We start from the raw sequence: 22484 nt of genomic DNA, 5'->3' as shown, positions 1-22484 counted from the left end.
GCAGCTTTTTGCTATGCGCGTTTTAATTTTAATCTTCGTCATCAAATTCTTTAAGTGTGCCGTAGGCTACTAAAATAGTGCCCTTGGGCGAAGCCAGCGCCGGGCATACATACAGGATAACGCCGGTCTGTTCGGCGTAGTAGGTGGTGAGCGTATTGCCGAAAACGTCGGTAATGCGGCCCAAAACCTGGCCTTCTTCTACGAAGTCGCCGCTGTGAATGTGGTGCAGCCAGCAGCCTGTTTCCAGCGCTTCCAGATAGATGAGGTTTTCTACGTCGCGGGGGCTGTGACGGCGCGGCTTAACGGGCAGGGAGAACATTTTCAGCTTGCGCAGAATATTGCGCACGTCGTCCTTGTAGGCTTCGATGTCTTCGTGCAGGCACAGTCCCGCCCCGCCGCGTTCGATAAGAATGGACGGCAGGCCGGTGCTGGCGGCATAATTATAAGCGCCGCCGGTAGCGAGCGAACGCACCATATATTCCATATCCAGCACGCGGGCGATGGAACGGGATTTCTTTTCCACCTCCGGAGTGGGCTGGCCGGGATAATACACATAAGGGTGCAGGCTTTCGTGAATATCGCCGCTGTGCATATCCACATAAAAATCGGCGATGGGGAAGAAGTTGCTGCTGATGAGATAAGCGGTTTTATCCGCCAGAGTGCCCAGCGGGTCGCCGGGGAATACGCGGTTCAGGTTTTTGCCGTCCTCAGGAACAATCATTTCCCTGCGCGCCCAGAAGCCCTGGATATTTACCGGGTGCATCAGAATGAGCGTGCCGCGCAAATCGCTGGGTTCTATGTCGCGTCCCAGCTCCATAGCCGCCGCAATCCCTGGGTATTCGCCGCCGTGAATGCCGGCGGTGATGAGCAGCGTGGGGCCGTCCTCGCAGCCGTTGATAATAGTAATAGGGATTTTTACCTGGGTGTCGGGAACAGGTAAAAAGGTACGCAGCTTTTGTCCTTGTTCGATGGTTAAGCCGCATATTTTGAGGGTGTTAGACATTATTACAACTCCTTACTTGATATTTTGCCATATTTTCTCTCTTGCCAAATATTATAACATGTGATAATCTTTTCACACAAGAGGTAATTATAAATAAAATAATATCCCAATAAGAGAGGTAAGTAGTAATGCGTATATTGACTGATAAGGAATATCTTGGCTTGACAGTACCGTTCATGCTGTCCACTATGACCCAGCCGTTGATGGGAGCGGTGAATACCGCCGTGATGGGGCAGCTGCCCGACCCAAAGTATATTGCGGCTGTGTCGCTTGGCGCAATTTTGTTTAATAATCTTTACTGGCTTTTCGGCTTTCTGCGCGTCAGCACTACGGGCTATGCAGCTCAGGCTTTCGGCGCGGCGGATAAGAGGTTGGGTCTGCTGGCGTTTTTCAAACCGCTGGTTTTGGCGCTTTTGGTAAGTTTTTTTTGCATCGTGCTGCAAAATCCCATCGTCGATTTATATTTGGGCATGATTGGCGCGGCGCCGGAGGTCAACCAGCTGTGCCGCAGCTATTATTATATTTTGATTTGGGGCGCGCCGCTGGTGCTTTTCAATTATGTGGCGTTGGGCTGGCTGATGGGGCAGACGCGGGTGCGCGCCAGCGTCTTTATGCAGGTGTCCATGAATGTGCTTAATATGTTTTTAAGCGTTTGGTTCGTTTTCTGGCTGCATATGGATATTGTGGGCGTAGCGCTGGCGACGCTGCTGAGCCAGCTGTACGGCGGGCTTTTAGGCGCTTTGCTGATGTATATTTACGGCGATTTCGATTACGGCAGCTTGCCCTGGGGCGAACTTTTGGACTGGCGCACCTTTGTAGGCATGTTGCAGGTCAACGCCAATTTGATGATCCGCACTGCCTGCCTGCTGACGGTAAATAATATTATCGCCGCCGTGGGCGCGTCGCTGGGAACGGTAGTGCTGGCGGCCAACGCCGTGCTTTTGCAGCTGAAGGATATCATGAGCTACCTTATCGACGGTATGGCGAACGGCGCGGCGATTTTTTCCGGGCGCGCAGTGGGCGCCGGCAGCAAGCAGCTCTTCAATGAAACCATCAGCGTGACTTATAAATGGCTGGGCGTACTGGCGGCGCTTTTAATGGGCGGGTATTATCTGACCAGCGATTATTGTATCCGTCTCTTTACCGGTATTGACGAAGTAATAACAGCAGCCAAGGCTTACGATATTTATGTGCTCTTTTATCCGGTCTGCGCAGGTATCGGCATGGTGCTGTACGGCGTGTTCTGCGGCGCGACCTATACGGCGCCTATACGCAATATGATGCTGCTGGCTTTGGGCGTTTTTTACCTGGCGCAATATTTTTTAGTACCGTTGTGGGGCAATTCCGGCTTGTGGCTGGCGCTGCTGTGCTTCATGCTGGCGCAGTCCGTAGTATTGTTGTGCTATTTGCCGGGGCTTAAGAAAAAAATCACACAATAGACAAATTATCGACAAAAAAGTGGCAAAAGCCTTGCAATTATTGAGAACCAGTGCTATTATAGATACAAAGCGTTATGTGTAAAATTTATCAATAGTACGCTTTACGATAATAATAAAATTATTAAATCTGCTGAGGTTGTCTCTAAATAAACGGAGATAAAATGGGAATACGGTGCAAATCCGTAACGGTCCAGCCACTGTGAAGCCTTTGCGCAAGTCAGACCTCTGCCTCAGTTTGATATATTTCCGCTTGAGACAGAAATATATTGCATAATAGTGCACGTTATGTTATATACCTTTTCTGCTGCGAGCGGAGAAGGTTATTTTATGTATGGAGATGATGCGCTTTGACTAAAAAGCAAATTCTGGCTCGTTTGGGTCAGATCGTCCTCGTATTACTGGGCATCAGCTTTATTACCTTTGCTTTGGTAATGCTGGCGCCCGGCGATGTTGCCCGTCAGATGATCGCAGGCAACGAGGATATTATCGTTAGCCAGGCTGAAATCGACGCTTTGCGCGCGGAATTAGGCTTGGACAAACCCTTCTTCTTCCAATACCTGGATTGGCTGGGACGCGCTTTGCAAGGCAACCTTGGCTTTTCCTTTATGGCGAAAAAGCCTGTGGTGGAAGAATTGTTTGAGCGTTTGCCCGGCACTATTTTGCTGTCTTTGGCTTCTCTGGTAATGATGATGGTAGTATCCATTCCCATGGGCATTTATTCCGCAGTAAAGCGCGGCGGTTGGATTGACAACATTGTGCGCGCATTTACTTTTATGGGCGTATCCATGCCGGGCTTCTGGGTCGGCTTGATGCTGTTGTGGATTTTTGGCCTGAAGCTGGATCTGCTGCCCATTGTCGGCGGTACGATCGGCGTTGATACGATTATTTTACCGGCGGCTACACTGGCTATCGCCATGGCCTCCAAGTACACGCGCCAGGTGCGCACAGCTATTTTGGAGGAGCTGGGGCAGGATTACGTAGTGGGCGCGCGCGCCCGCGGCATGAGTGAAAGCCACATTCTGTGGAAGGAAGTCCTGCCGAACGCTATGCTGCCGTTGATTACGCTGCTGGGCTTGTCCTTGGGCAGTTTGTTAGGCGGCGCGGCGGTTATCGAGATGGTATTTTCCTGGCCGGGGCTTGGCCGTCTGGCTATTGAAGCTATCACCTACCGCGACTTCCAGCTGGTACAGGGCGTTGTAGTTTGGATTGCTTTGATGTATATGGTAATCAATTTGATCGTGGATCTGTCTTACAATTATCTTGATCCGCGCTTGAGAAAGGTAAGGTAAGGGCATGGAAACATTAGTCAACGGTTTTAAAAATAATCGCGCCTTTGCCGTTACCAGTATCTTGGTAGTGCTGTTATTGCTGGTAGCTGTGGCCGCGCCTGTCTTGGCTCCCTACGACCCGACGCAGGCGACGATGAAGGACGCTTTTTTAGAGCCCGGCGCGCAGCATATTTTTGGTACCGATAAATTGGGCCGCGACTGCTTCAGCCGCGTGCTTTACGGCGCGCGCGCATCCTTGAGCGGCGTGCTTTTCCTGGTAGCCAGCGTATTTATCGTCGGCACTACCATGGGCGTGCTTTCCGGTTATTTCGGCGGCAAGGTGGATATAGTCATCATGCGTATTTCCGATATGATGATTTCCTTCCCCGGTATGATTCTGGCAATCGCCGTTGCCGGTATTATGGGCGGCAGTCTGGTTAATGCCGTTATCGCTTTGACCATTGTAAGCTGGACGAAATACGCGCGTTTGGCGCGTAGCCTTGTATTGCAGATTAAACGCCGCGACTTCGTTGATGCGGCTATTGTAAACGGCGGCAGCTCCTCGCATATTTTGTGGGTTCACATCCTCCCGAACATTCTGCCGATGATGGTAGTTACCGCGGCGGCTGATATCGGCGCGTTGATGATGGAACTGGCAGGCTTGTCCTTCCTGGGCTTTGGCAGCCAGCCGCCAGCTCCCGAATGGGGCTTGATGTTGAACGAAGGCCGTCAGCAGCTGCAAACGGCTCCTTGGTTGATGGTTTTCCCCGGTCTTGCGATTTTCGTAACCGTCGTTATTTTCAACCTGTGGGGCGACAATTTGCGCGACGTATTAGACCCGCGCAACAACGCTATCGAATAAGCGGGGCTTATCTGCTTATAGAATTGTTTTCAATATTATTTTTTATCATAATAATGTAGTAAGAAATGGAGAGTGTCTTTATGAAAAAATTATTCAAAGCTAGCGCAGCGGCGGCTATGATCGGTTTACTGGCTTTTGCAGCGGCAGGCTGCGGCGGCGGCGATAAAAAAGCGGCTGAAAAGAAAGAAGTCGTAAAAATGGGCGTTACCAACTTCGCCGATTCCTTGGAAACTACCGATAACTACTTTGGTTGGGTTGTAATGCGCTACGGCCTGGGCGAATGCCTGGTTAAATTCGATAAGAAAATGAATTCCACTCCGTGGTTGGCCGATAAATGGACTATTTCCGACGATAAGCTGACCTGGACCTTCCATATTAACGATAAAGCCTGCTTCTCGAACGGCAATAAGCTGACCGGTGAAATCGCAGCTGCTTCCATCCTGCGTACCTTTGAAAAAGCTCCGCGCGCTCAATCCATGTTCGAGTACGAATCCATTAAGGGCGAAGGTCAGAACGTAATTATTAAAACTAAGAAACCCGTGCCGACACTGCCGGGCATGCTGGGCGACCCGCTGTTCATCATTGTCGATACCTCCACTATTAAAGACCGCGATACCGCAAAACAAGGCGCTATCTGCACCGGTCCTTACGCTGTTAAGACCTACAGCAAAGCTAAAGCCGAAATGGTACGCAACGAGCATTATTGGGACGGCCCCGTTCCTTTCAAAGCCGTTGATATCCTGACCATCGACGATCCTAATACCCGCGCCATGGCTCTGCAAAAAGGCGAGATTGATTTCGCTATTAACATTGCCGCCGGCGATTTGCAGTTGTTCAAGGATAAAAACAAATTTAACATTTCCGAAATCTCTTCCTTGCGCGACGTACTGGCTCGTTTGAACGTAAGACCTGAACGTCCGTTGGGCGATTTGAAAGTTCGCCAAGCGTTGCTGCGCAGCCTGGACCGCGTAACCTATAACAAGGTTCTGCTGAAAGACACCTTCGTTCCCGGCGGCCCATACCTGCCTCCTTCCGTTGACTACGGTTATGACGAACTGTACAAGCAAGATCCTAACCAATACAATCCTGAAAGCGCTAAGAAGCTGCTGGAAGAAGCAGGCTGGAAGGATACCAACGGCGACGGTTACGTTGATAAAGACGGCAAGAACTTGGAAATGGATTTCATTTTCTACAGCGGTCGTGCGGAGCTGCCTCTGTATGCAGAAGCTACCCAGGCTGACGCTAAGAAGGTTGGCATTAAAGTAAATCTGAAGAACGTAGACTATAACGTACTGGACGGCATTGGCCGCCGCGGCGAATACGACCTGTGCATTTCCAATATTCTGTGCTTGCAAGCCGGCGATCCGGAGGTATTTATGAAACAATACCTGACTACCGGCCAAGAACAAAACGGTTCCGGTTACAGCAATCCTGAATATGATGCTTTGTCCGATAAATTGAGCGTAGAGTTTGATCCTGCTAAACGACGCGAAATCATTATTGCTATGCAGAAGGTTATTTTGAACGACGCCGCTTCTCTGGTATTCGGCCATCCGCAGACCAACATGGTTTCCAGCAAAGTTGTTGCTGATGCAGAAATTCTGCCCTGCGACTACTACTGGCTGACTAAAGATATTAAACCCGCGCAATAAGCGCTTTCTGTAAATCTTTGAAAAAGAAGGTATCGCTACATGCTTCTTGAAATTAAAGATTTGGACATCAGTTACGGTGACAAGCTCACCGTAACCGGTGCCAATGTAGAATTGGATAAAGGTGAGATCCTATCCATCGTAGGCGAATCCGGCTCCGGTAAAACGACCATTATCCGCGCCGCAATGGGCTGCTTGCCGGGCGCAGGACACGTTAGCAAGGGCAGCATTACCTTTGAAGGCCGTGATATGCTGAAAAATACGAAGGAAGACTGGCGTAAGCTTTCCGGCACGGAAATGTCCATGATTTTCCAAGACAGCGGCAATATGATCAATCCTATTCGTCGTATCGGCGTACAGTTCATCGATTATATCCAAGCGCATGATTCTAGTAAATCTAAGGATCAGGCTTATAAGATGGCTACCGCTATGCTGACCAATGTGCGCTTGCCTAATCCGGACAATATTATGAACAGCTATCCTTTCGAGCTTTCCGGCGGTATGCGCCAGCGTGTTGGTATCGCTATGGCGATGGTGTTCCAGCCTAAAATTCTGATGGCCGACGAACCTACCTCCGCTTTGGACGTAACTACACAGGCGCAGATTATCCGCCAGATCATCGACGTGCGCGATCAATTCGGCGTCGCCGTCATCATCGTAACCCATAACCTGGGCGTAGCAAGCTATATGTCCGATAAGATTATGGTTATGAAGGGCGGGCGCGTAGAGGAAAGCGGCAGCCGCTACGAGGTTTTGAGCAATCCTCAGACGGATTACACCAAGTCCTTGCTGGCCGCAGTACCTGTAATAGGAGGTAAATGCTACTATGAATAATCCTACGTCCTATGAACGTACACCGGTCGTACTGGAAATTAACAACCTGACGAAAAAATTCCCCGTGGACGGCGGCAAGTTCTTGACTGCTTGTGATAATATTACCTTACGCGCTTTTGAAGGGCGCACGCTGGGCATTATCGGCGAATCCGGCTGCGGCAAATCCACTTTGGTACGCTGCCTGCTGGGCATTCAGTCCACTACCTCCGGCGAGGCAATTTTTAACGGTAAGGATATTTTAAAGGCTAAAGGCGAGGAAAAACGTCAGAACCGTAAGCTGATTCAGATGGTGTTCCAGGATCCTAACGCTGCGTTTAACCCGAAAATGCTGGTAAAGGATATCCTGACCGAGCCTTTGAAAAACTTCGGCATGATCAAAAACAGCGAGGTAGACGCTAAGGCTGCCGAGCTTTTGGAAATGGTAGAGCTGCCTGCGTCCTTTAAGGACCGCTATCCGCACAGTATGTCCGGCGGTCAGCGCCAGCGTCTGGGTATCGCCCGCGCTTTGGCTTTGGAGCCAAAGATTATTGTGTGCGACGAAGCAACCTCCGCGTTGGACGTTTCCGTACAAGAAAAGGTTTGCGAGTTGCTGTGCAAGCTGCAAAAAGAAAAGAACATCACTTATCTGTTTATTGCCCATGATTTGGGCTTGGTGGATTTGATGTGCCATCAGGTTGCTGTGCTTTACTTGGGCAACGTGGTGGAATGGATGGAAACAGGCCGCATCGGCGAGCACTGCAAGCATCCGTACACTAAGTCCTTGATGAAAGCGGTATTTAAGGTAGCCGCCGACGAGCATTATAAGATCGAGCCCTTGGAGGGCGAAATCCCCAGCCCGTTGGACTTACCTCCTGGATGTCCTTTTGCCAGCCGCTGCGAGCATTGCACTGAGCATTGCCTGCAAAATAAACCGGTCTTGAGGGAAATTGAGCATGGACATTGGGTGGCTTGCCACTTGTTTGATTGATATTTCCTTTTCATCTCCATATTGGGTACGGCTCAAGCCGTACCCAACTAAAAAAATTTTCAAAAAGGTATAGATGAATACTCATTCATGTGTTATAATATATCTATAAACGATGAAAGTTCGGATACAAAAAATCTAGGCTTTCAGTTTATTTTTGGCAAAACATATGAATAAGTACTCACATAAAACCAAAAAGAAAGGCGGTATATATAATGAAGAAAGAAGTACGCGACTTAGAAGACGTGCGCATTGGCTCCGGCGATGTACGCTCCTTCCGTCATGTCGATGGACGCATTAGCGGCGCTGAGGATTATAGCAACCACCCGGACGGCTGCACCTGCGGGCGCTGCGGTAAGGACCACAGCCATGAAACGATGGGTCATGTTCCTGCCCATACTCATGGCGATGGGGACGTTCATTCCCACGATCACGCGCATGACCACGACCATGAAGAAGATCATCATGAGCATGGGGCGGATTGCTGCTGCGGGCACGACCATGGTCACGAGCATGAAGAGCATCATCACGAGCACGGAGACGAATGCGGCTGCGGACACGACCACGGGCATGGGCACAAAGAAGAGGATCATCATGACCACGGCGACGAATGCGGCTGCGGGCATGACCATGGCCATGAGCATGAAGGTCACGCTCATGCGCACGAAGAACATCATCACGAACACGGCGACGAGTGCGGCTGCGGGCATGACCACGGCCACGAGCACGCTCATAATCATAGTCACCATGTTCCGGGGCATCCCGATGATTGCCAGTGCGAAATTTGCCATCCGCACGAGGAATATTGCGATGTGTGCGGCGAGAGCTTGGCTAATTGCACCTGCCGTATGCCGGACGCCGATAAGGTAAAGCGCGTATATATATTGAAGAATTTGGGCTGTGCTAACTGCGCCGCCAAGATGGAATACAAAATCAAGGAGCTGCCGGGAGTAACCTATGCTAACATCAGCTTTGCGACTAAGCAGCTGCGCTTGAGCGCCGCCGACCACGACGCCTTACTGCCGATTATTCAGGAAATTTGTACTTCCATTGAATCTGACGTAGAGGTAGTGCCCCGCGATAAACGGCCTACCTTGAGCAAGGACAGCGGGCACGTTTATTTGGTGCAGAACCTGGACTGCGCTAACTGCGGCGCTAAAATCGAGCGCGCTTTGGCCGCTATGCCGGAGATTGAAAGTGCAACCTTGACCTTTACGACGAAAAAGCTGCGCGTTAAGGCTCAGAATTACGACGGTTTGCTGGAAAAAATGCAGGCCGTTACCGATAAAGTAGAGGAAGGCGTAGTGCTGGTAGAAGCCGCTTCCAAGCCTAATTTGGCGCCGGAGCTGGAAGAGCGCAAAAAAGCAGGCGGCATCTTCTCGACGCTCAGCGAAAAGCAAACCTTAATTGAAATCGTTTTGGGCGGCGCGGTTTTCATCGTTACCGAATGGCTGGGGCTGATTCCCGAAGCCTATCATATGTACTGCCTGATTTTCGCTTATATTTTGCTGGGCGGACGCATTGTGCTGACGGCGCTGAAAAATATAGCTAAGGGCAATGTCTTTGATGAAAACTTTTTGATGACTGTCGCTACTTTGGGCGCGTTCGCCATTCAGGCATGGGAAGAAGCTGTAGGAGTAATGTTCTTCTACCGCGTGGGCGAATACTTCGAGCAGCGCGCCGTAGAAAAAAGCCGCGGCCAGATTATGGACGCCGTGGATATGCGTCCGGAGGTTGTCAACCTGCTGGTAGGCGAAGAAGTAAAGGTTATTCCGGCTGAGGACGCTCATGTAGGCGATATCCTGCTGGTGCGCGTAGGCGACCGTATTCCTTTGGACGGCGTAGTTATCGAGGGCGAAAGCCTGGTTGATACTTCCCCGGTAACCGGCGAACCCGTACCTGTAAAGCGCACTTATGGCGATGAAATCGTTTCCGGCTGCGTGAATACCAGCGGTATGCTGAAAATCCGCGTGGAAAAGGTTCTGTCTGAATCCATGGTAACTCGCATTCTGGACAGCGTAGAAAACGCCGCCGCTTCCAAGCCGACCATCGACCGCTTCATTACCCGCTTCGCGCGGATTTATACTCCCTTTGTAGTAGCCGCCGCAGTAGTGACTGCCGTTGTTCCTTCCTTGATTACCGGCGAATGGGAAAAATGGATTTACACCGCCTTGACCTTCCTGGTAATCAGCTGTCCCTGCGCTTTGGTGCTGAGCGTGCCTCTGGCCTTCTTCAGCGGTATCGGCACGGGTTCCAAATACGGCATTCTGTTCAAGGGCGGCGTAGCTATGGAGGCTTTGAAAAATATTGCCGCCGTAGTTATGGATAAAACCGGCACTGTTACCAAAGGCAACTTCGTTCTGCAGCAGGTTAACGCTGCCGAGGGCATCGATAAAGACGAATTGCTTAAACTGACGGCCAGCGCCGAGCTGGTGTCTACGCACCCCATCGCGGTAAGTATTGTGGAAGCCGCTAAGGGCAAGGAACTGCCGCTGGTGCGTCCCAATAAATTTGAAGAAATCGCAGGCGAAGGCCTGGTAGCTTACTTTGGCGCGCGCCGCCTGCTGTGCGGCAACGCTAAGCTGCTGGAACGCTTTGGCGTCGATTACGGCGGTTACACTCCCACGATTAGCGGCAGCGAAGTTTTGGTAGCCGACGATAAAATTTATCTTGGCCAGCTTTTGATTAACGATACTTTGAAAGAGGACGCTAAGGACGCCATCGCTTCGCTCAAGAAGCAGGGTCTGGTTACCGCTATGCTGACAGGCGACGCGCAGAAGGAAGCGGAGGCTGTGGCCGCCGCCGCAGGCATCGACGAAGTACGCGCTCAGCTGCTGCCGCAGGATAAATTGAGCGAGCTGAATATGCTGCGCAATAAGTACGGCCCGGTAATGTTCGTCGGCGACGGCATTAACGACGCTCCGGTATTGGCCGGTGCGGACGCAGGCGCTGCCATGGGCAGCGGCGCGGACGCCGCTATCGAGGCTGCGGACGTAGTATTCATGAACTCCGAGGTCAAAGCTATTCCTCAGGCTATCGCCATTGCCCGCGCTACGGGCGCTATCGCCTGGCAGAATGTTATCTTCGCGCTGGCGGTAAAGGTTATCATTATGGTTGCCGGTCTGATGGGCTATGCGTCCATGTGGGCGGCAGTGTTCGCCGATACGGGCGTATCCCTGCTGTGCGTATTGAATTCCATCCGCATTCTGTATAAGAAAATATAAATTGGAACTGATGAAATAATTTTGGGCCGGCGCTTGGCGTCGGCCCTTTGCTTATTTATTTTAACAGCTAAAATATCAGCATAAGCTAACATAATATGATAATTAGTACTTGCTTTAGCAAAATTCCGCTTGACAAATATTTCCAGCAAGTGTAAACTTATTTTAGTAGTTAGGAAGACCTAACTACATAATTTTTTGACTACAGTTAGCTTAGACTGACATTGAAAACGGAGGAAAATATGATGCCTTTACTGATGGCAAGACGCGGAGAAATAAATACCATTGCAGCAGTGCATGGCAAAGCGGAAACCAAACGTTTTTTGGAAAGCATGGGATTTGTTATAGGCGCAGCAATTACTGTGGTAAGCGAATTTGACGGTAATTTAATCGTCAGCGTTAAGGATGCACGCGTTGCCTTGAGCAAGGTAATGGCCGCTAAAATTTTTATTTGAATTGGAGGGCATGATGACTACTTTAAAGGACGTGGCCGTAGGCCAAAAAGCAGTAGTAAAAAGATTGACTGGCGAAGGCGCATTGAAACGCCGTATTATGGACATGGGCGTAACCAAGGGCATTGAGATTTTCGTTCGCAAGGTGGCTCCCTTGGGCGATCCTATCGAAGTAACCGTTCGCGGCTACGAGCTGAGCCTGCGCAAGGGCGAGGCTGAAAACATCGTTGTAGAATAAGGGGAGGCTAGTGATGAAAGAGATAAAAATTGCTTTAGTTGGCAACCCTAACTGCGGCAAAACCACTATGTTTAATGATTTGACCGGTTCCAAGCAATATGTAGGCAACTGGCCCGGCGTAACTGTAGAGAAAAAGGAAGGTCGTCTGAAAGGGCATGATGACGTAATTGTTACCGACCTGCCCGGTATTTATTCCCTGTCTCCTTACACCTTGGAGGAAGTAATTTCCCGTAATTATCTGCTGGAGGACAAGGTAGACGCTATTTTGAATCTGGTAGACGGTTCCAATATTGAGCGTAATCTCTATTTGACTACGCAGGTTATGGAAATGGGTATTCCCGTAGCCATCGCTATGAACATGATGGATATCGTTCGCAAAAACGGCGACAAGCTGGATATTAAAAAGCTGTCCGGCGAACTGGGCTGTCATATTGTTGAAACCTCCGCTTTGCGGGGCGAAGGCACCAGCGCCGCAGCAGAAGCGGCCATCAGCGCCGCAGGCGGAGCTGCGCCCCGTTATATGCGTTTCAGCGCTGAGGTAGAGGAAGCCTTGAAAGCCATCACCCGCGAAGCAGGCAAGAAGATTTCCGGCGCCAGCGAGCGTTGGCTGGCTATTAAAATTTTTGAACGCGACGCTAAGATTATGAGCGCTTTGAATTTCAGCGAAGGCGAAAAGGCTAAGCTGGAAGAAATCGTAGCCGCTTGCGAGGAGCAAATGGACGACGACAGCGAAAGCATCATTACCAACGAGCGTTACAATTTCATCGGCCAGCTGATGCAGCAGGCTGTAGTAAAGGGGCAGACCGGCCTGACTACCTCTGATAAAATCGACCGCATCGTTACCAACCGCTTCCTGGCGTTGCCTATCTTTGCAGTCGTTATGTTCCTTGTTTATTATATCGCCGTGGATTCCCTGGGTACGATTGTTACCGACTTTACCAACGATACCCTGTTCGGCGAGTGGATTATGCCCTGGGTTCAGGAAAATCTGGAAGCTGCCGGTACTGAGGACTGGATGGTTTCTTTGGTTGTTGACGGCATTATCGGCGGTATCGGCGCGCCTATCGGCTTCGCACCGCAAATGGCTATCGTTTTCCTGCTGCTGAGCTTCCTTGAGGACTGCGGTTATATGGCTCGCGTGGCTTTTATTATGGACCGTTTCTTCCGTCAGTTCGGCATGAGCGGCAAGAGCTTCATTCCTCTGCTGATCTCCTCCGGCTGCGGCGTTCCCGGCATCATGGCCAGCCGTACTATTGAAAATGAAAAGGATCGCCGTTTGACCATCATGACCACCACCTTTATCCCCTGCGGCGCTAAGCTGCCGGTTATCGCTTTGCTGAGCGGCGCGATTATGGGCGGCGAGTGGTACATGGCTCCTATTATGTACTTTGTCGGCTTCTTCGCCGTTGTTACCTCCTGCATCATTTTGAAAAAGAGCGAGCTGTTCGCAGGCGATCCTGCTCCCTTCGTAATGGAAATGCCGCCGTATCATCTGCCCGCTGCGAAAAACGTATTGCTGCACACCTGGGAGCGCGTTGCCGGCTTCCTGAAAAAAGCCGGTACCATCATCTTCCTGTGCTGCGTAGCTATGTGGTTCCTGGCAAGCTACGGCTTGGTTGACGGCAGCCTAGCTATGGTAGAAGAAACCGAGCAAAGCTTCATCGCCGTTATCGGTAATGCGCTGGCTCCCATCTTCTCCCCTCTGGGCTTCGATAGCTGGCAGGCTGTGGCCGCCGCTTTCTCCGGCTTTGTGGCTAAGGAAGCAATCGTCAGCACCATGGCTATTCTGGCTGGCCTGGCTGAAGCGACCGAAGAAGAGCCCGACCTGTGGACTGCCGTTATGGCTATGTTCCCCAGCGCTGTGGCCGCCTTCTCCTTCCTGGTATTCAACCTGCTGGATTCCCCGTGCCTGGCTGCTATTTCTACCATGAGCCAGGAAATGAACAGTAAGAAATGGACCTGGGCAACCATTATTTTCCAAAACGTGTACGCTTATGTTGTTTGCCTTATCATCTATCAGTTTGGCCGCGTCTTTGTAGGCGGCGAAGGCTTCAGCGCAGGTACGGCCGTTGCCGCCGTGTTCCTGGGAGCGTTCATCTACCTCTTGGTACGTCCGGCTAAAAAGACCTCTGAGGGCGCTAACGTACTGAGCGTTGACGCAAAATAAAAAAGACTCAAGCGCAGCTGGCGCTTGATCTGCGATAAAAAAATTATCAGGGCTGCCAGTGCTAAGCATTGGCAGCCCAACCCTCCGTTAGGAGCTTGTGGAAAGCGAGGTGCGTTATGGCAACCTGGATTGTAGGTTTAATTGTTATCGGCGCTGTTTATTTGGCGGCCAAGCATGTGTTGCGCGCTCATAAAAACGGCGGCTGCATAGGCTGTGACGACTGCGGTAAGAGCGGCTGCTGTCATTGCACCGAAATAAAAACGCCTAAGATTGATACCAAGCATAAATGCTGTGAAAAGTGATTATGTAACAAGCTTTACTATATATAGTGGGTAAGAAAAATTACGCTACACTATCTTGACAATTTCATGGAATGGGCTATAATTAAGACATAACTTAAAAAGCAATGCGGCTCCTGACGGATAAGTGGAGTTTACCACGTGGACTGCGTTGTGATATGGCCGACCGTCTGGGCAAGCAGTTGCTGCCCAGATTTTTTATGGGCAAGGCTGCTGAATATTCATTATTTATGATGAAGAAAAGAGGTAATCACAATGCAGCAAACAAAAAACAAATGGCTTATCGTTCTGGCGGCTATCGGGATTCACATTTCCATCGGGTCAGTTTACGCCTGGAGCGTATTGACGCGGCCCATTATGCAGGCAATGGGCTTCATCTTACAGCAGGTCACCTGGACTTTTTCGCTGGCGATTTTATTTCTGGGTTTGTCCGCAGGCTTTTTGGGAACTTATGTGGAACGCTACGGCCCGCGCAGAAGCGGGCTGACAGCCGCCGCTTTTTTTGGCGTCGGTATGCTGGGAACGGCTTACGCTTTAAGCCGGCACAGCCTGCCGCTGCTGTATTTAAGCTACGGCGTAATCGGCGGCATCGGTTTGGGCGTGGGTTATATTACGCCGGTTTCCACCTTGGTTAAATGGTTTCCGCAGAACCGCGGCTTGGCGACCGGTCTGGCCATTATGGGCTTTGGCTTTGCCAGCCTGATTGCCGGGCCGGTAATGCAGCTTTTAATTGCTAAGTACGGCTTGATTGAGAATTTTATAATTTTAGGCTGCGCTTATGTTGTGGTTATGACGGCCTCCGCTTTGTATTTAGAGCCGCCGAAAATGCCGGAGCTGACCTCTAAAGGTAATTTTAAGGTGCAGCTGCCGGAGCAGCAGGGGCAGTTCAGCGTGCAGGAGGCTATGCGCACCTGGCAGTTTTACGCTTTGTGGTGGGTGTTCTTCACCAACATTACCTGCGGCATCGGCTTGCTGGCTGTAGCGTCGCCTATGGCGCAGGAGGTTATCAAAATGTCGCCCATGGAGGCTGCGTCCATGGTGGGCGTTATCGGCTTGCTCAACGGCGGCGGGCGCATAGTTTGGTCCACGATTTCCGATTATTTGGGACGGCGCAATACGTATATCGCGTTTTTTGCGATTGAAATCGTTGCCTTCTACCTGTTGGCGGGCGTGACGGACAGTTTATTTTTCCAGCTGCTGATTTTCATTATCATCACCTGCTATGGCGGCGGCTTTTCCTGTATGCCTGCGTATTTAAGCGATTTGTACGGAACGAAACAGCTCAGCGCTATTCACGGGCGCATTCTTACGGCCTGGGGCTTGGCGGGAATCGTCGGGCCGCTCTTGCTGTCGCAAATCTATGAGCGCACTCATAGCTATAGCGTGACGCTGTACTTCTTCAGCGCTTGTTTTGTCGTAAGCTTGGCAGTAGCTGTCGTGCTGAAATTTAAGGCGGATGTGCGCAAGGCATAAAAATTTATAGGGGAGCGAGGATGTCAAAAGCCTTCGAGCGTTCCGGAAAACCGGAGGGCTCGAAGGCTTTTTGTATGGAGAAGTGTGAAGTGTTAAGCTAAATTTAATTGCGCCGCTGCCCGGTCCCGTCCCACTGCCGGTACCGGGCTTTGAGTTCAGTTGAATTTAATTTTGCTTCATTATACTTAACAGTAAATTTGAGGAAATGAGGCGATAGCATGGAATTGATAAAAAGACATATGGACGATGTGATGTTTTTGCTGCTGGCGGCGGCTGTGTTCTTTGGCGTTGCCTGTTTGGACGGCTCGGAAAGCCGCGTATCTCAAGCGGTGATGACCGTTTTAAATTTTGTGGCCGAGGAGACGCCGCACATGCAGGCTTGAGCTTGTTTAAGCGGAGATTTTCTGCCGCTAGTGCATAAAATTGTTGACACCTGCTCCCGAACTTGCTAAGATATAATGTATAAAATTTATATATTCACAGGCAAGGAACGGAAGGATTTTTACCGTCAGCCGGGTCAGAGAGGCAGCGGGTGGTGCAAGCTGCTGCGGCGGTGTAAAAATTGTAGTCCGGGAGCCGCTTTGCTGAAAGCCAGTAGGCAGAGCCGTCGGCGCACGTTACGCGCTTTGAGCGCCCTGTATATATTTACAGGGAAGATAGGTGGTACCACGAAGCTTTTCGCCCTGTCCCTTACGGATGGGGCGATTATTTTTTAGCATTTAAAGCGGTCGCAGTCTGCTTGCTTTAGCAGCCGCCGCTTTTGTAAGGAGGATTTTTCATGTCTGAAGAACACAACATCCCTAAGGTATACGACCCTGCTTCCGTAGAGAAGAAGTGGTATAAATTTTGGGAGGAGCACCGTTATTTTCACGCCGAGGTAGAGGAAGGCAATAAGGCCTTTAGTATCGTTATTCCGCCGCCGAATATTACCGGCCAGCTGCATATGGGCCATGCGTTGGATAATACTTTGCAGGATATTCTGATTCGCTGGCACCGCATGATGGGGCACAACACTCTGTGGATGCCCGGCTACGACCATGCCGGTCTGGCTACGCAGATTAAGGTAGAGGAAGTAATTAAGAAGGAAGAGGGCAAGACCCGTTACGATTTGGGCCGCGAGGAATTTTTAAAGCGCGTTTGGGCTTGGAAGGAGCAGTACGGCGACCGTATCATCAACCAGCTGAAGCATTTGGGCGTTTCCTGCGATTGGGAGCGCAAGCGCTTCACTATGGACGAGGGCTGCTCCCGCGCCGTGCGCGAGGTTTTCTGCACGCTGTTTGAAAAGGGCCTGATTTATAAAGGCACGCGCATTACTAACTGGTGCGTAAACTGCAATACCGCTTTGAGCGATATCGAGGTAGAGCATAAGGACGATCCCGGTCATTTATGGTATGTGCGTTACCCCGTTGTGGAGGAAGAAGGCACCTATCTGACCATCGCTACCACCCGTCCGGAAACGATTCCCGGCGATACGGCCGTGGCCGTCAACCCCGAGGACCCGCGTTACGGCAAGCTGGTGGGCAAAACCTTGCGTTTGCCTACTACCGACCGCATCATTCCTATTATTGCCGACAGCTATGTTGATTTGCAATTTGGTACCGGCGCAGTAAAGATTACTCCGTCCCACGACCCCAACGACTATGAGATGGGCATTCGTCACAATCTGCCCAGTATCGTCGTTATCGGTATGGACGGCAAAATGACTGACGAGGCCGGCAAGTACGCAGGTCAGACCCGCGAGGAGTGCCGCAAAAATATCGTCGCCGATTTGAAGAAACAGGGCTATTTGGTGAAGATTGAGGAGCATTCCCATGCCGTAGGCCATTGCCAGCGCTGCGGCTGCGTTGTGGAGCCTTTGGTTTCCACTCAATGGTTCGTCAAGATGGAGCCTTTGGTAAAGGCTGCTGTGGATTGCGTGGAGGACGGGCGCACGCAATTTGTGCCCGAACGCTTTACTAAAACCTATACCGGCTGGATGGATAATATCCGCGATTGGTGCATTTCCCGTCAGATTTGGTGGGGGCATCGTATCCCCGTTTGGTACTGCGACGACTGCGGCGAAATGAGCGCCAGTCGTACCGATTTGACCGCCTGCCCCAAGTGCGGCAGCACTCACATTCATCAGGACGAGGACGCGCTGGACACCTGGTTCAGCAGCGCTCTGTGGCCTTTCTCCACGATGGGCTGGCCCGATAAGACGCCGCTCTTAAAGCAGTTCTATCCCACCAGCGTGTTAGTTACCGGCTACGATATTATTTTCTTTTGGGTAGCGCGTATGCTGATTATGGGTATGGAATTTATGCAGGACGTGCCCTTTGGGAAGGTCTTTATCCACGGTCTGGTACGCGACAGCCTGGGTCGCAAAATGTCTAAATCCCTAGGCAACGGCATCGACCCGCTGGAGGTTATCGATAAATATGGCGCGGATACCCTGCGCTTTATGCTGATTACCGGCAATACGCCGGGCAACGATATGCGCTTCTACTGGGAGCGCGTGGAGGCTACCCGCAATTTTGCCAATAAGATTTGGAACGCTTCCCGCTTTGCACTGATGAATATTGAAGGCTACGACCCCAAGGCCGAGCTGGCTCCCTATACGTTGGCCGACAAGTGGATCTTGTCCCGCCTGCAGCATACCGCCAAGGGCGTTACAGAAATGCTGGAAAAATTCGAGCTGGGCGAAGCAGGCCGCATGATTTACGACTTCATCTGGGGCGAGGTATGCGACTGGTACATAGAGCTGGCTAAGCCGCGCCTGTATAATAAAGAAAATGCCGCTGAACGCGCTACGGCGCAGCACGTGCTGGCTAAGGTGCTGACGAGCGCTATGCAGTTGCTGCATCCCTATATGCCGTTTATCACGGAGGAAATTTACCAATGCCTGCCGCACGAGGCTGAAAGCATTATGATTTCCAAGTGGCCGGAGGCCGACCCCGCTTTAATCGACGACGAGGCCGAGCGCTTGATGGGCGCGATTATGGAAAGCATTAAGGCTGTCCGCAATATGCGCGCCGAGGTTAATGTGCCGCCAGGAAAGAAGGTGCCGGCAATTATGCTGGTGGCGGGCGATTTGAAGGCCGGCGTGGAGGCTAACGCCAATTATGTGCACCTGATGGGTGCTATCAGCGAGCTGACGGTGCTGGACGATACTGCGGCTAAGCCGGAAAACGCTATGGCCGCCGTTGTTGCCGGTATCGAGGTTTACCTGCCTTTAGCCGGGCTGATCGATGTGGAAAAGGAAAACCAGCGCCTGCAGAAGGAGCTGGCCGTTATCGCTAAGGAGCTGAGCCGCGTGGAGGGCAAGCTGGGCAACGCGGGCTTCCTGGCTAAGGCTCCGGAGGCCGTTATCGCCAAGGAGAAGGCTAAGGCTGACGAGCTGAACGGCAAGAAGGCCGCTATCAACGAGCGTTTAGCTTATCTCGCTACGCTGTAACATTTTAGCCTCCCCCGCGGGGGAGGCTTTCTTATATTACGGAGGTTATTATGAATTACACTGAAAGCCTGGCGTATTTGGACGGGTTGGGCAAGTTCGGCATTCAGCTGGGCATGGAGCGCATCGAAGGACTGCTGCGGGAGCTGGATAACCCGGAACAGAAGCTTAAAACGGTACACGTTACCGGCACCAACGGCAAGGGCTCCGTGTCAAGTATGATTGCCAATATTTTACTGGCCGCCAATTTAAAGGTGGGCAAATTTACTTCGCCCCATCTGGTGAAATATAACGAGCGTATCAACCTGAACGGGCAGGACATCAGCGACGAGGATTTTGCGACGGTTATCAGCGCTGTCAAGGTTGCCGCCGAGAGCGTGGTGAAAAAGGGCGTCTGCCAGCAGCCTACGCAATTTGAAGTGCTGACGGCGGCGGCGTTCCTATATTTTTATCTGCAAAAGGTGGATTACGCGGTCATCGAGGTCGGCATGGGCGGCCTGTGGGATTCTACGAACGTCATTACGCCGGTGGTATCGGTTATTACCAACGTGGCGCTGGACCATACGGATCGCTGCGGCAAGACGGTGGAGCGCATCGCCATGCAGAAGGCGGGCATTATTAAGGAAAACGTGCCCGTGGTGACGGCGGCGGAGGGGAACGAAGCTTTAGGTCCGATAGTAAGCTTTGCCATGTTTAAAAATGCTCCAGTATATTTGTACGGCAAAGCCTTTTATGGCGAGGAAGTCAGCAGCTCTATGGCAGGACAAAAATTTACGCTGCACGCTGGAGATGTGTACAGCTCAGATTACGAGATTAAGCTGCCGGGCGAGCATCAGATTAAAAACAGCAGCGTAGCTATCGTGGCGGCTAAGCTGGTGTCCAAGCAGGACGACCGCATTAACGAGCTGGCGCTGCATTTGGGCGCGGCCAATACCGTGTGGCCGGGGCGCTTGGAGCGCATCTCGCAGCAGCCGGACATTATTTTGGACGGCGCGCATAATCCCAATGGCGCGGAAGCGCTGCGCAAGGCCTTGGATAAGTATTATCCGGGGCAAAGGGTATGCTTTGTTTTCGGCATGATGGGCGACAAAGACATGAGCGGCGTTATCAAGACGCTGATTCATCAAGACGACGTCGTTTACACGGTGCGCGCCGACCAGGGCGCGCGCGCGGCAGAAGCGGCAGATTTGGCTAAGCTTGTCGGACCCAACGCCGTGCCGGTTGACGATTTGGCGCAGGCTTACGGCCAAGCCTTGCAGGCCGCTGGCGAGCACGGCGTGGTTTGCGTTTGCGGCAGCCTGTATCTGGTGGGCGAATTTAAAAAGCTGCTGTTGGCGGAACGGCAGCGGCTGCATTAAAATCGTTTGGGCTGGACTGGGCGCAGAGCGCCGGTAGGTAGCGGTATGAATTTACAAAGGATTGCAGATTATCTCGATACAAAAATATATTATATGCTGCTGTTTACAGTGGCGGTGATTCCTTTGCATCAGGAATTTACCGCCTGCTGTGTGGCCGTAACCTTTTTGGCGGCGCTGCTGACGGCGGCGGTCAAGGGACGGCGGCAGCCCTGCGTGTTGCAAAAATGGCAGCAGGGAGCGCTGTATCTGCTGCTGGCTATAGGCTGGCTGTCCCTGCATTTTTCGCGCGACAGGTTTATTTCCTCGTGGAATTATGTGTACGTGGCGGGGCAGTACGGAGCGCTATTATTTGTGTTGCTGCGGTACGGCTGGCTGCGGCCGCAGGTCTTTGGCGGCGCGGAGCAGAAGCAGGCGTATGCTGCCGGTTGGCGGGGCTGCTGGCAGCGCTTCTGCGCTTTGCCGCGGCCTTTGCAGCTGATTGGAGCTTTCCTTGCGGTATCGGTTGTGGTCAGTAGCGTGGGCATCGCCCAGAAAATTCTGGGGATTGCCGGCGACGGCGTGTGGTCGGACCCGGCGCAGTTTCCCGATTTGAAGGTGCGCGTTTATTCCACGCTGGTGAACCCCAATATCTTAGCAGGGTATCTGGTGCTGGTGATTGCTTATGCCGCCGCTTTCTTTCAGGCGGCGAAGGGCAGCAGGCGCTGGCGGCTGGCATTTTTATTCACGGGCGTTTTGGCGTCTGTCTGCTTGTTATATACCTACAGTCGCGGCAACTGGTTGGCCTGCGCCGCCGTGCTGCTGGCCTTCTGCGTGCTGTTCTGCCGCAAGGCCTTTGTGCCGGTGCTGGCGGGCGGGGCGGCAGTCCTGGCCTTGGGCGGGCAGACAGTGCTGCACCGCTTATCGTCCATTAGCAGCGGCGAGGATACGTCGGCGGCGCTGCGCCTGGCTTATCTGAAAAGTACAAAATGGATTATTGAGAAATTTCCCTGGGGCGTGGGGTGGTACGGCTATCGCTTCGTGTATCCTGAATATAATTATTATCTTGCGGATACCAGCGTCATCATGTACCATTGCCATAATATTTTCCTAAATGTTTTAGCCGAGCTGGGCTGGCACGGGCTGTTTGCCTTCCTGCTGGTGTGGTGGGGCGTCTTTCTGCGCACGGGCTGGCGCCTGGCGTTCCGAGGGCGCGGCCTGTGGCTGCGCGCTATGGGGCGCGGCTATGTGCTGGCGACGGTGGGCATTGCCGTAGGCGGCTTGACGGATCACGTCTATTTCAATACGCAGATGGGTCTGCTCTTTTGGCTTTTGGGCGGGCTGACGATGCTGTGCTGGAAGCTGAACGCTTATGAGCGGCAGGATTAGGAGCGCTGTGTAATATTATTTACATTCGGCGCGGCATAAAATTGGCTGCTGTAAAATTTTGCAAATTTTGTTGACGCGGCGCGTTTAGTGTTGTATCATCTAGCACATAGCTTAATATTTGGACTATGAAGAGAAGAGTAGATGGGCGAGTCTGGCGCAGAGAGCCTCCGCTGTGGTGCAAGGGGGAGCAGATGGTTTCATTGAAGATGGTCTTGGAGTCGATGGGCTGAGATGTACGCATTTAGGCCGTCCGGGAGCGCCCGTTACAGCGCTGGAGTATTAAAGGGTAGCCAATCCCTGCGTACTTGAAGAGGTTCATGCGGCGACGTATGGACGAAATAGGGTGGTATCACGGAATTTACGCTTTCGTCCCTGTATGTATTACAGGAACGGAAGCTTTTTTATTGCCTCGTGACGGTTCCTGTAAAGGCGTTGTAAAATAAAGGCGCGCAGGCAGGCGCG

Annotated in this window: 17 protein-coding genes, 2 riboswitches and 2 other annotated features; of the genes, 16 read left to right on the top strand and 1 reads right to left on the bottom strand. The window is 51.8% G+C overall.

Translation table 11 applies throughout. The annotated features are described in order from the left end of the window. Window positions 1–28: 28 nt before the first annotated feature. Entirely contained in the window at window positions 29–1003 is a 975-nt protein-coding gene (locus tag Q4E64_RS01720) for a M14 family metallopeptidase (protein ID WP_303165932.1), read from the bottom strand. Window positions 1004–1131: 128 nt separating this feature from the next. Here Q4E64_RS01720 and Q4E64_RS01715 point away from each other — a divergent pair, with 128 nt between their 5' ends. The 16 genes from Q4E64_RS01715 to Q4E64_RS01640 all read left to right on the top strand — a co-directional run bounded on the left by Q4E64_RS01715 (window position 1132) and on the right by Q4E64_RS01640 (window position 22022). Then, on the top strand, window positions 1132–2442 hold the full coding sequence (locus tag Q4E64_RS01715; protein WP_303165931.1) for an MATE family efflux transporter: 1311 nt from the start codon (window positions 1132–1134) through the stop codon (window positions 2440–2442). A 116-nt stretch (window positions 2443–2558) separates the two neighbouring features. Further along, a riboswitch (cobalamin riboswitch) is annotated at window positions 2559–2690 on the top strand. A 99-nt stretch (window positions 2691–2789) separates the two neighbouring features. Beyond that, window positions 2790–3731, top strand: coding sequence for a nickel ABC transporter permease (gene nikB, locus Q4E64_RS01710; RefSeq protein WP_303165930.1), 942 nt, complete (start codon window positions 2790–2792; stop codon window positions 3729–3731). 4 nt (window positions 3732–3735) lie between these two features. Next, window positions 3736–4572, top strand: a complete 837-nt coding sequence (nikC, locus tag Q4E64_RS01705) for a nickel transporter permease (RefSeq protein ID WP_303165929.1) — start codon at window positions 3736–3738, stop codon at window positions 4570–4572. 80 nt (window positions 4573–4652) lie between these two features. Further along, window positions 4653–6224 (top strand): ABC transporter substrate-binding protein, encoded by a 1572-nt coding sequence (locus Q4E64_RS01700; RefSeq protein WP_303165928.1) that lies wholly within the window; start codon window positions 4653–4655, stop codon window positions 6222–6224. A gap of 39 nt (window positions 6225–6263) precedes the next feature. Then, entirely contained in the window at window positions 6264–7055 is a 792-nt protein-coding gene (locus Q4E64_RS01695; protein ID WP_303165927.1) for an ABC transporter ATP-binding protein, read from the top strand. Next, the gene (locus Q4E64_RS01690) at window positions 7048–8022 is read left to right on the top strand and encodes an ABC transporter ATP-binding protein (protein ID WP_303165926.1); all 975 of its coding nucleotides are present in this window, start codon (window positions 7048–7050) and stop codon (window positions 8020–8022) included. Before Q4E64_RS01695 ends, Q4E64_RS01690 begins: the two co-directional genes overlap by 8 nt. 845 nt (window positions 8023–8867) lie before the next feature. Further along, window positions 8868–11243 carry a heavy metal translocating P-type ATPase gene (locus tag Q4E64_RS01685; RefSeq protein ID WP_368501480.1) on the top strand — a complete coding sequence of 792 codons (2376 nt, stop codon included), beginning with the start codon at window positions 8868–8870 and terminating at the stop codon, window positions 11241–11243. Window positions 11244–11482: 239 nt separating this feature from the next. After that, window positions 11483–11695, top strand: a complete 213-nt coding sequence (locus tag Q4E64_RS01680; RefSeq protein WP_368501472.1) for a ferrous iron transport protein A — start codon at window positions 11483–11485, stop codon at window positions 11693–11695. 13 nt (window positions 11696–11708) lie between these two features. Then, window positions 11709–11930 (top strand): ferrous iron transport protein A, encoded by a 222-nt coding sequence (locus Q4E64_RS01675; protein ID WP_293728775.1) that lies wholly within the window; start codon window positions 11709–11711, stop codon window positions 11928–11930. A gap of 13 nt (window positions 11931–11943) precedes the next feature. Next, a complete protein-coding gene (feoB, locus tag Q4E64_RS01670; RefSeq protein ID WP_303165923.1) occupies window positions 11944–14097 on the top strand; it encodes a ferrous iron transport protein B in 2154 nt (717 codons plus the stop codon). Between the two features lie 116 nt (window positions 14098–14213). After that, window positions 14214–14399: a FeoB-associated Cys-rich membrane protein gene (locus Q4E64_RS01665; protein WP_303165922.1), complete on the top strand. Its 186-nt coding sequence runs from the start codon at window positions 14214–14216 to the stop codon at window positions 14397–14399. A gap of 98 nt (window positions 14400–14497) precedes the next feature. Continuing rightward, a riboswitch (ZMP/ZTP riboswitch) is annotated at window positions 14498–14579 on the top strand. A 72-nt stretch (window positions 14580–14651) separates the two neighbouring features. Next, window positions 14652–15869: an OFA family MFS transporter gene (locus Q4E64_RS01660; RefSeq protein ID WP_303165921.1), complete on the top strand. Its 1218-nt coding sequence runs from the start codon at window positions 14652–14654 to the stop codon at window positions 15867–15869. A 218-nt stretch (window positions 15870–16087) separates the two neighbouring features. Next, complete coding sequence (locus Q4E64_RS01655) at window positions 16088–16252, top strand: hypothetical protein (RefSeq protein ID WP_303165920.1); 165 nt, start codon at window positions 16088–16090, stop codon at window positions 16250–16252. Window positions 16253–16346: 94 nt separating this feature from the next. After that, window positions 16347–16558 (top strand) — a binding site (T-box leader). A gap of 89 nt (window positions 16559–16647) precedes the next feature. After that, on the top strand, window positions 16648–19302 hold the full coding sequence (locus tag Q4E64_RS01650) for a valine--tRNA ligase (protein WP_303165919.1): 2655 nt from the start codon (window positions 16648–16650) through the stop codon (window positions 19300–19302). A gap of 50 nt (window positions 19303–19352) precedes the next feature. Further along, complete coding sequence (locus Q4E64_RS01645) at window positions 19353–20657, top strand: folylpolyglutamate synthase/dihydrofolate synthase family protein (RefSeq protein WP_303165918.1); 1305 nt, start codon at window positions 19353–19355, stop codon at window positions 20655–20657. 45 nt (window positions 20658–20702) lie between these two features. Further along, complete coding sequence (locus tag Q4E64_RS01640) at window positions 20703–22022, top strand: O-antigen ligase (protein ID WP_303165917.1); 1320 nt, start codon at window positions 20703–20705, stop codon at window positions 22020–22022. Between the two features lie 116 nt (window positions 22023–22138). Next, window positions 22139–22399: a binding site (T-box leader), on the top strand. Window positions 22400–22484: the final 85 nt, after the last annotated feature.

The sequence above is a fragment of the Phascolarctobacterium sp. genome (assembly GCF_030531065.1).
Taxonomy (GTDB): domain Bacteria; phylum Bacillota; class Negativicutes; order Acidaminococcales; family Acidaminococcaceae; genus Phascolarctobacterium_A.
The sequence above is the reverse complement of the archived record's forward strand: the minus strand, read 5'-3'. Positions and strand labels throughout refer to the sequence as shown.

Bases quoted from the DNA above. Each gene is read 5' to 3' on its own strand.
- Q4E64_RS01720 (WP_303165932.1), bottom strand. From the start codon at position 1,003: ATGTCTAACACCCTCAAAATATGCGGCTTAACCATCGAACAAGGACAA.
- Q4E64_RS01715 (WP_303165931.1), top strand. From the start codon at position 1,132: ATGCGTATATTGACTGATAAGGAATATCTTGGCTTGACAGTACCGTTC.
- nikC (WP_303165929.1), top strand. From the start codon at position 3,736: ATGGAAACATTAGTCAACGGTTTTAAAAATAATCGCGCCTTTGCCGTT.
- Q4E64_RS01700 (WP_303165928.1), top strand. From the start codon at position 4,653: ATGAAAAAATTATTCAAAGCTAGCGCAGCGGCGGCTATGATCGGTTTA.
- Q4E64_RS01695 (WP_303165927.1), top strand. From the start codon at position 6,264: ATGCTTCTTGAAATTAAAGATTTGGACATCAGTTACGGTGACAAGCTC.
- Q4E64_RS01690 (WP_303165926.1), top strand. From the start codon at position 7,048: ATGAATAATCCTACGTCCTATGAACGTACACCGGTCGTACTGGAAATT.
- Q4E64_RS01685 (WP_368501480.1), top strand. From the start codon at position 8,868: ATGCCGGACGCCGATAAGGTAAAGCGCGTATATATATTGAAGAATTTG.
- Q4E64_RS01680 (WP_368501472.1), top strand. From the start codon at position 11,483: ATGATGCCTTTACTGATGGCAAGACGCGGAGAAATAAATACCATTGCA.
- Q4E64_RS01675 (WP_293728775.1), top strand. From the start codon at position 11,709: ATGACTACTTTAAAGGACGTGGCCGTAGGCCAAAAAGCAGTAGTAAAA.
- feoB (WP_303165923.1), top strand. From the start codon at position 11,944: ATGAAAGAGATAAAAATTGCTTTAGTTGGCAACCCTAACTGCGGCAAA.
- Q4E64_RS01665 (WP_303165922.1), top strand. From the start codon at position 14,214: ATGGCAACCTGGATTGTAGGTTTAATTGTTATCGGCGCTGTTTATTTG.
- Q4E64_RS01660 (WP_303165921.1), top strand. From the start codon at position 14,652: ATGCAGCAAACAAAAAACAAATGGCTTATCGTTCTGGCGGCTATCGGG.
- Q4E64_RS01655 (WP_303165920.1), top strand. From the start codon at position 16,088: ATGGAATTGATAAAAAGACATATGGACGATGTGATGTTTTTGCTGCTG.
- Q4E64_RS01650 (WP_303165919.1), top strand. From the start codon at position 16,648: ATGTCTGAAGAACACAACATCCCTAAGGTATACGACCCTGCTTCCGTA.
- Q4E64_RS01645 (WP_303165918.1), top strand. From the start codon at position 19,353: ATGAATTACACTGAAAGCCTGGCGTATTTGGACGGGTTGGGCAAGTTC.
- Q4E64_RS01640 (WP_303165917.1), top strand. From the start codon at position 20,703: ATGAATTTACAAAGGATTGCAGATTATCTCGATACAAAAATATATTAT.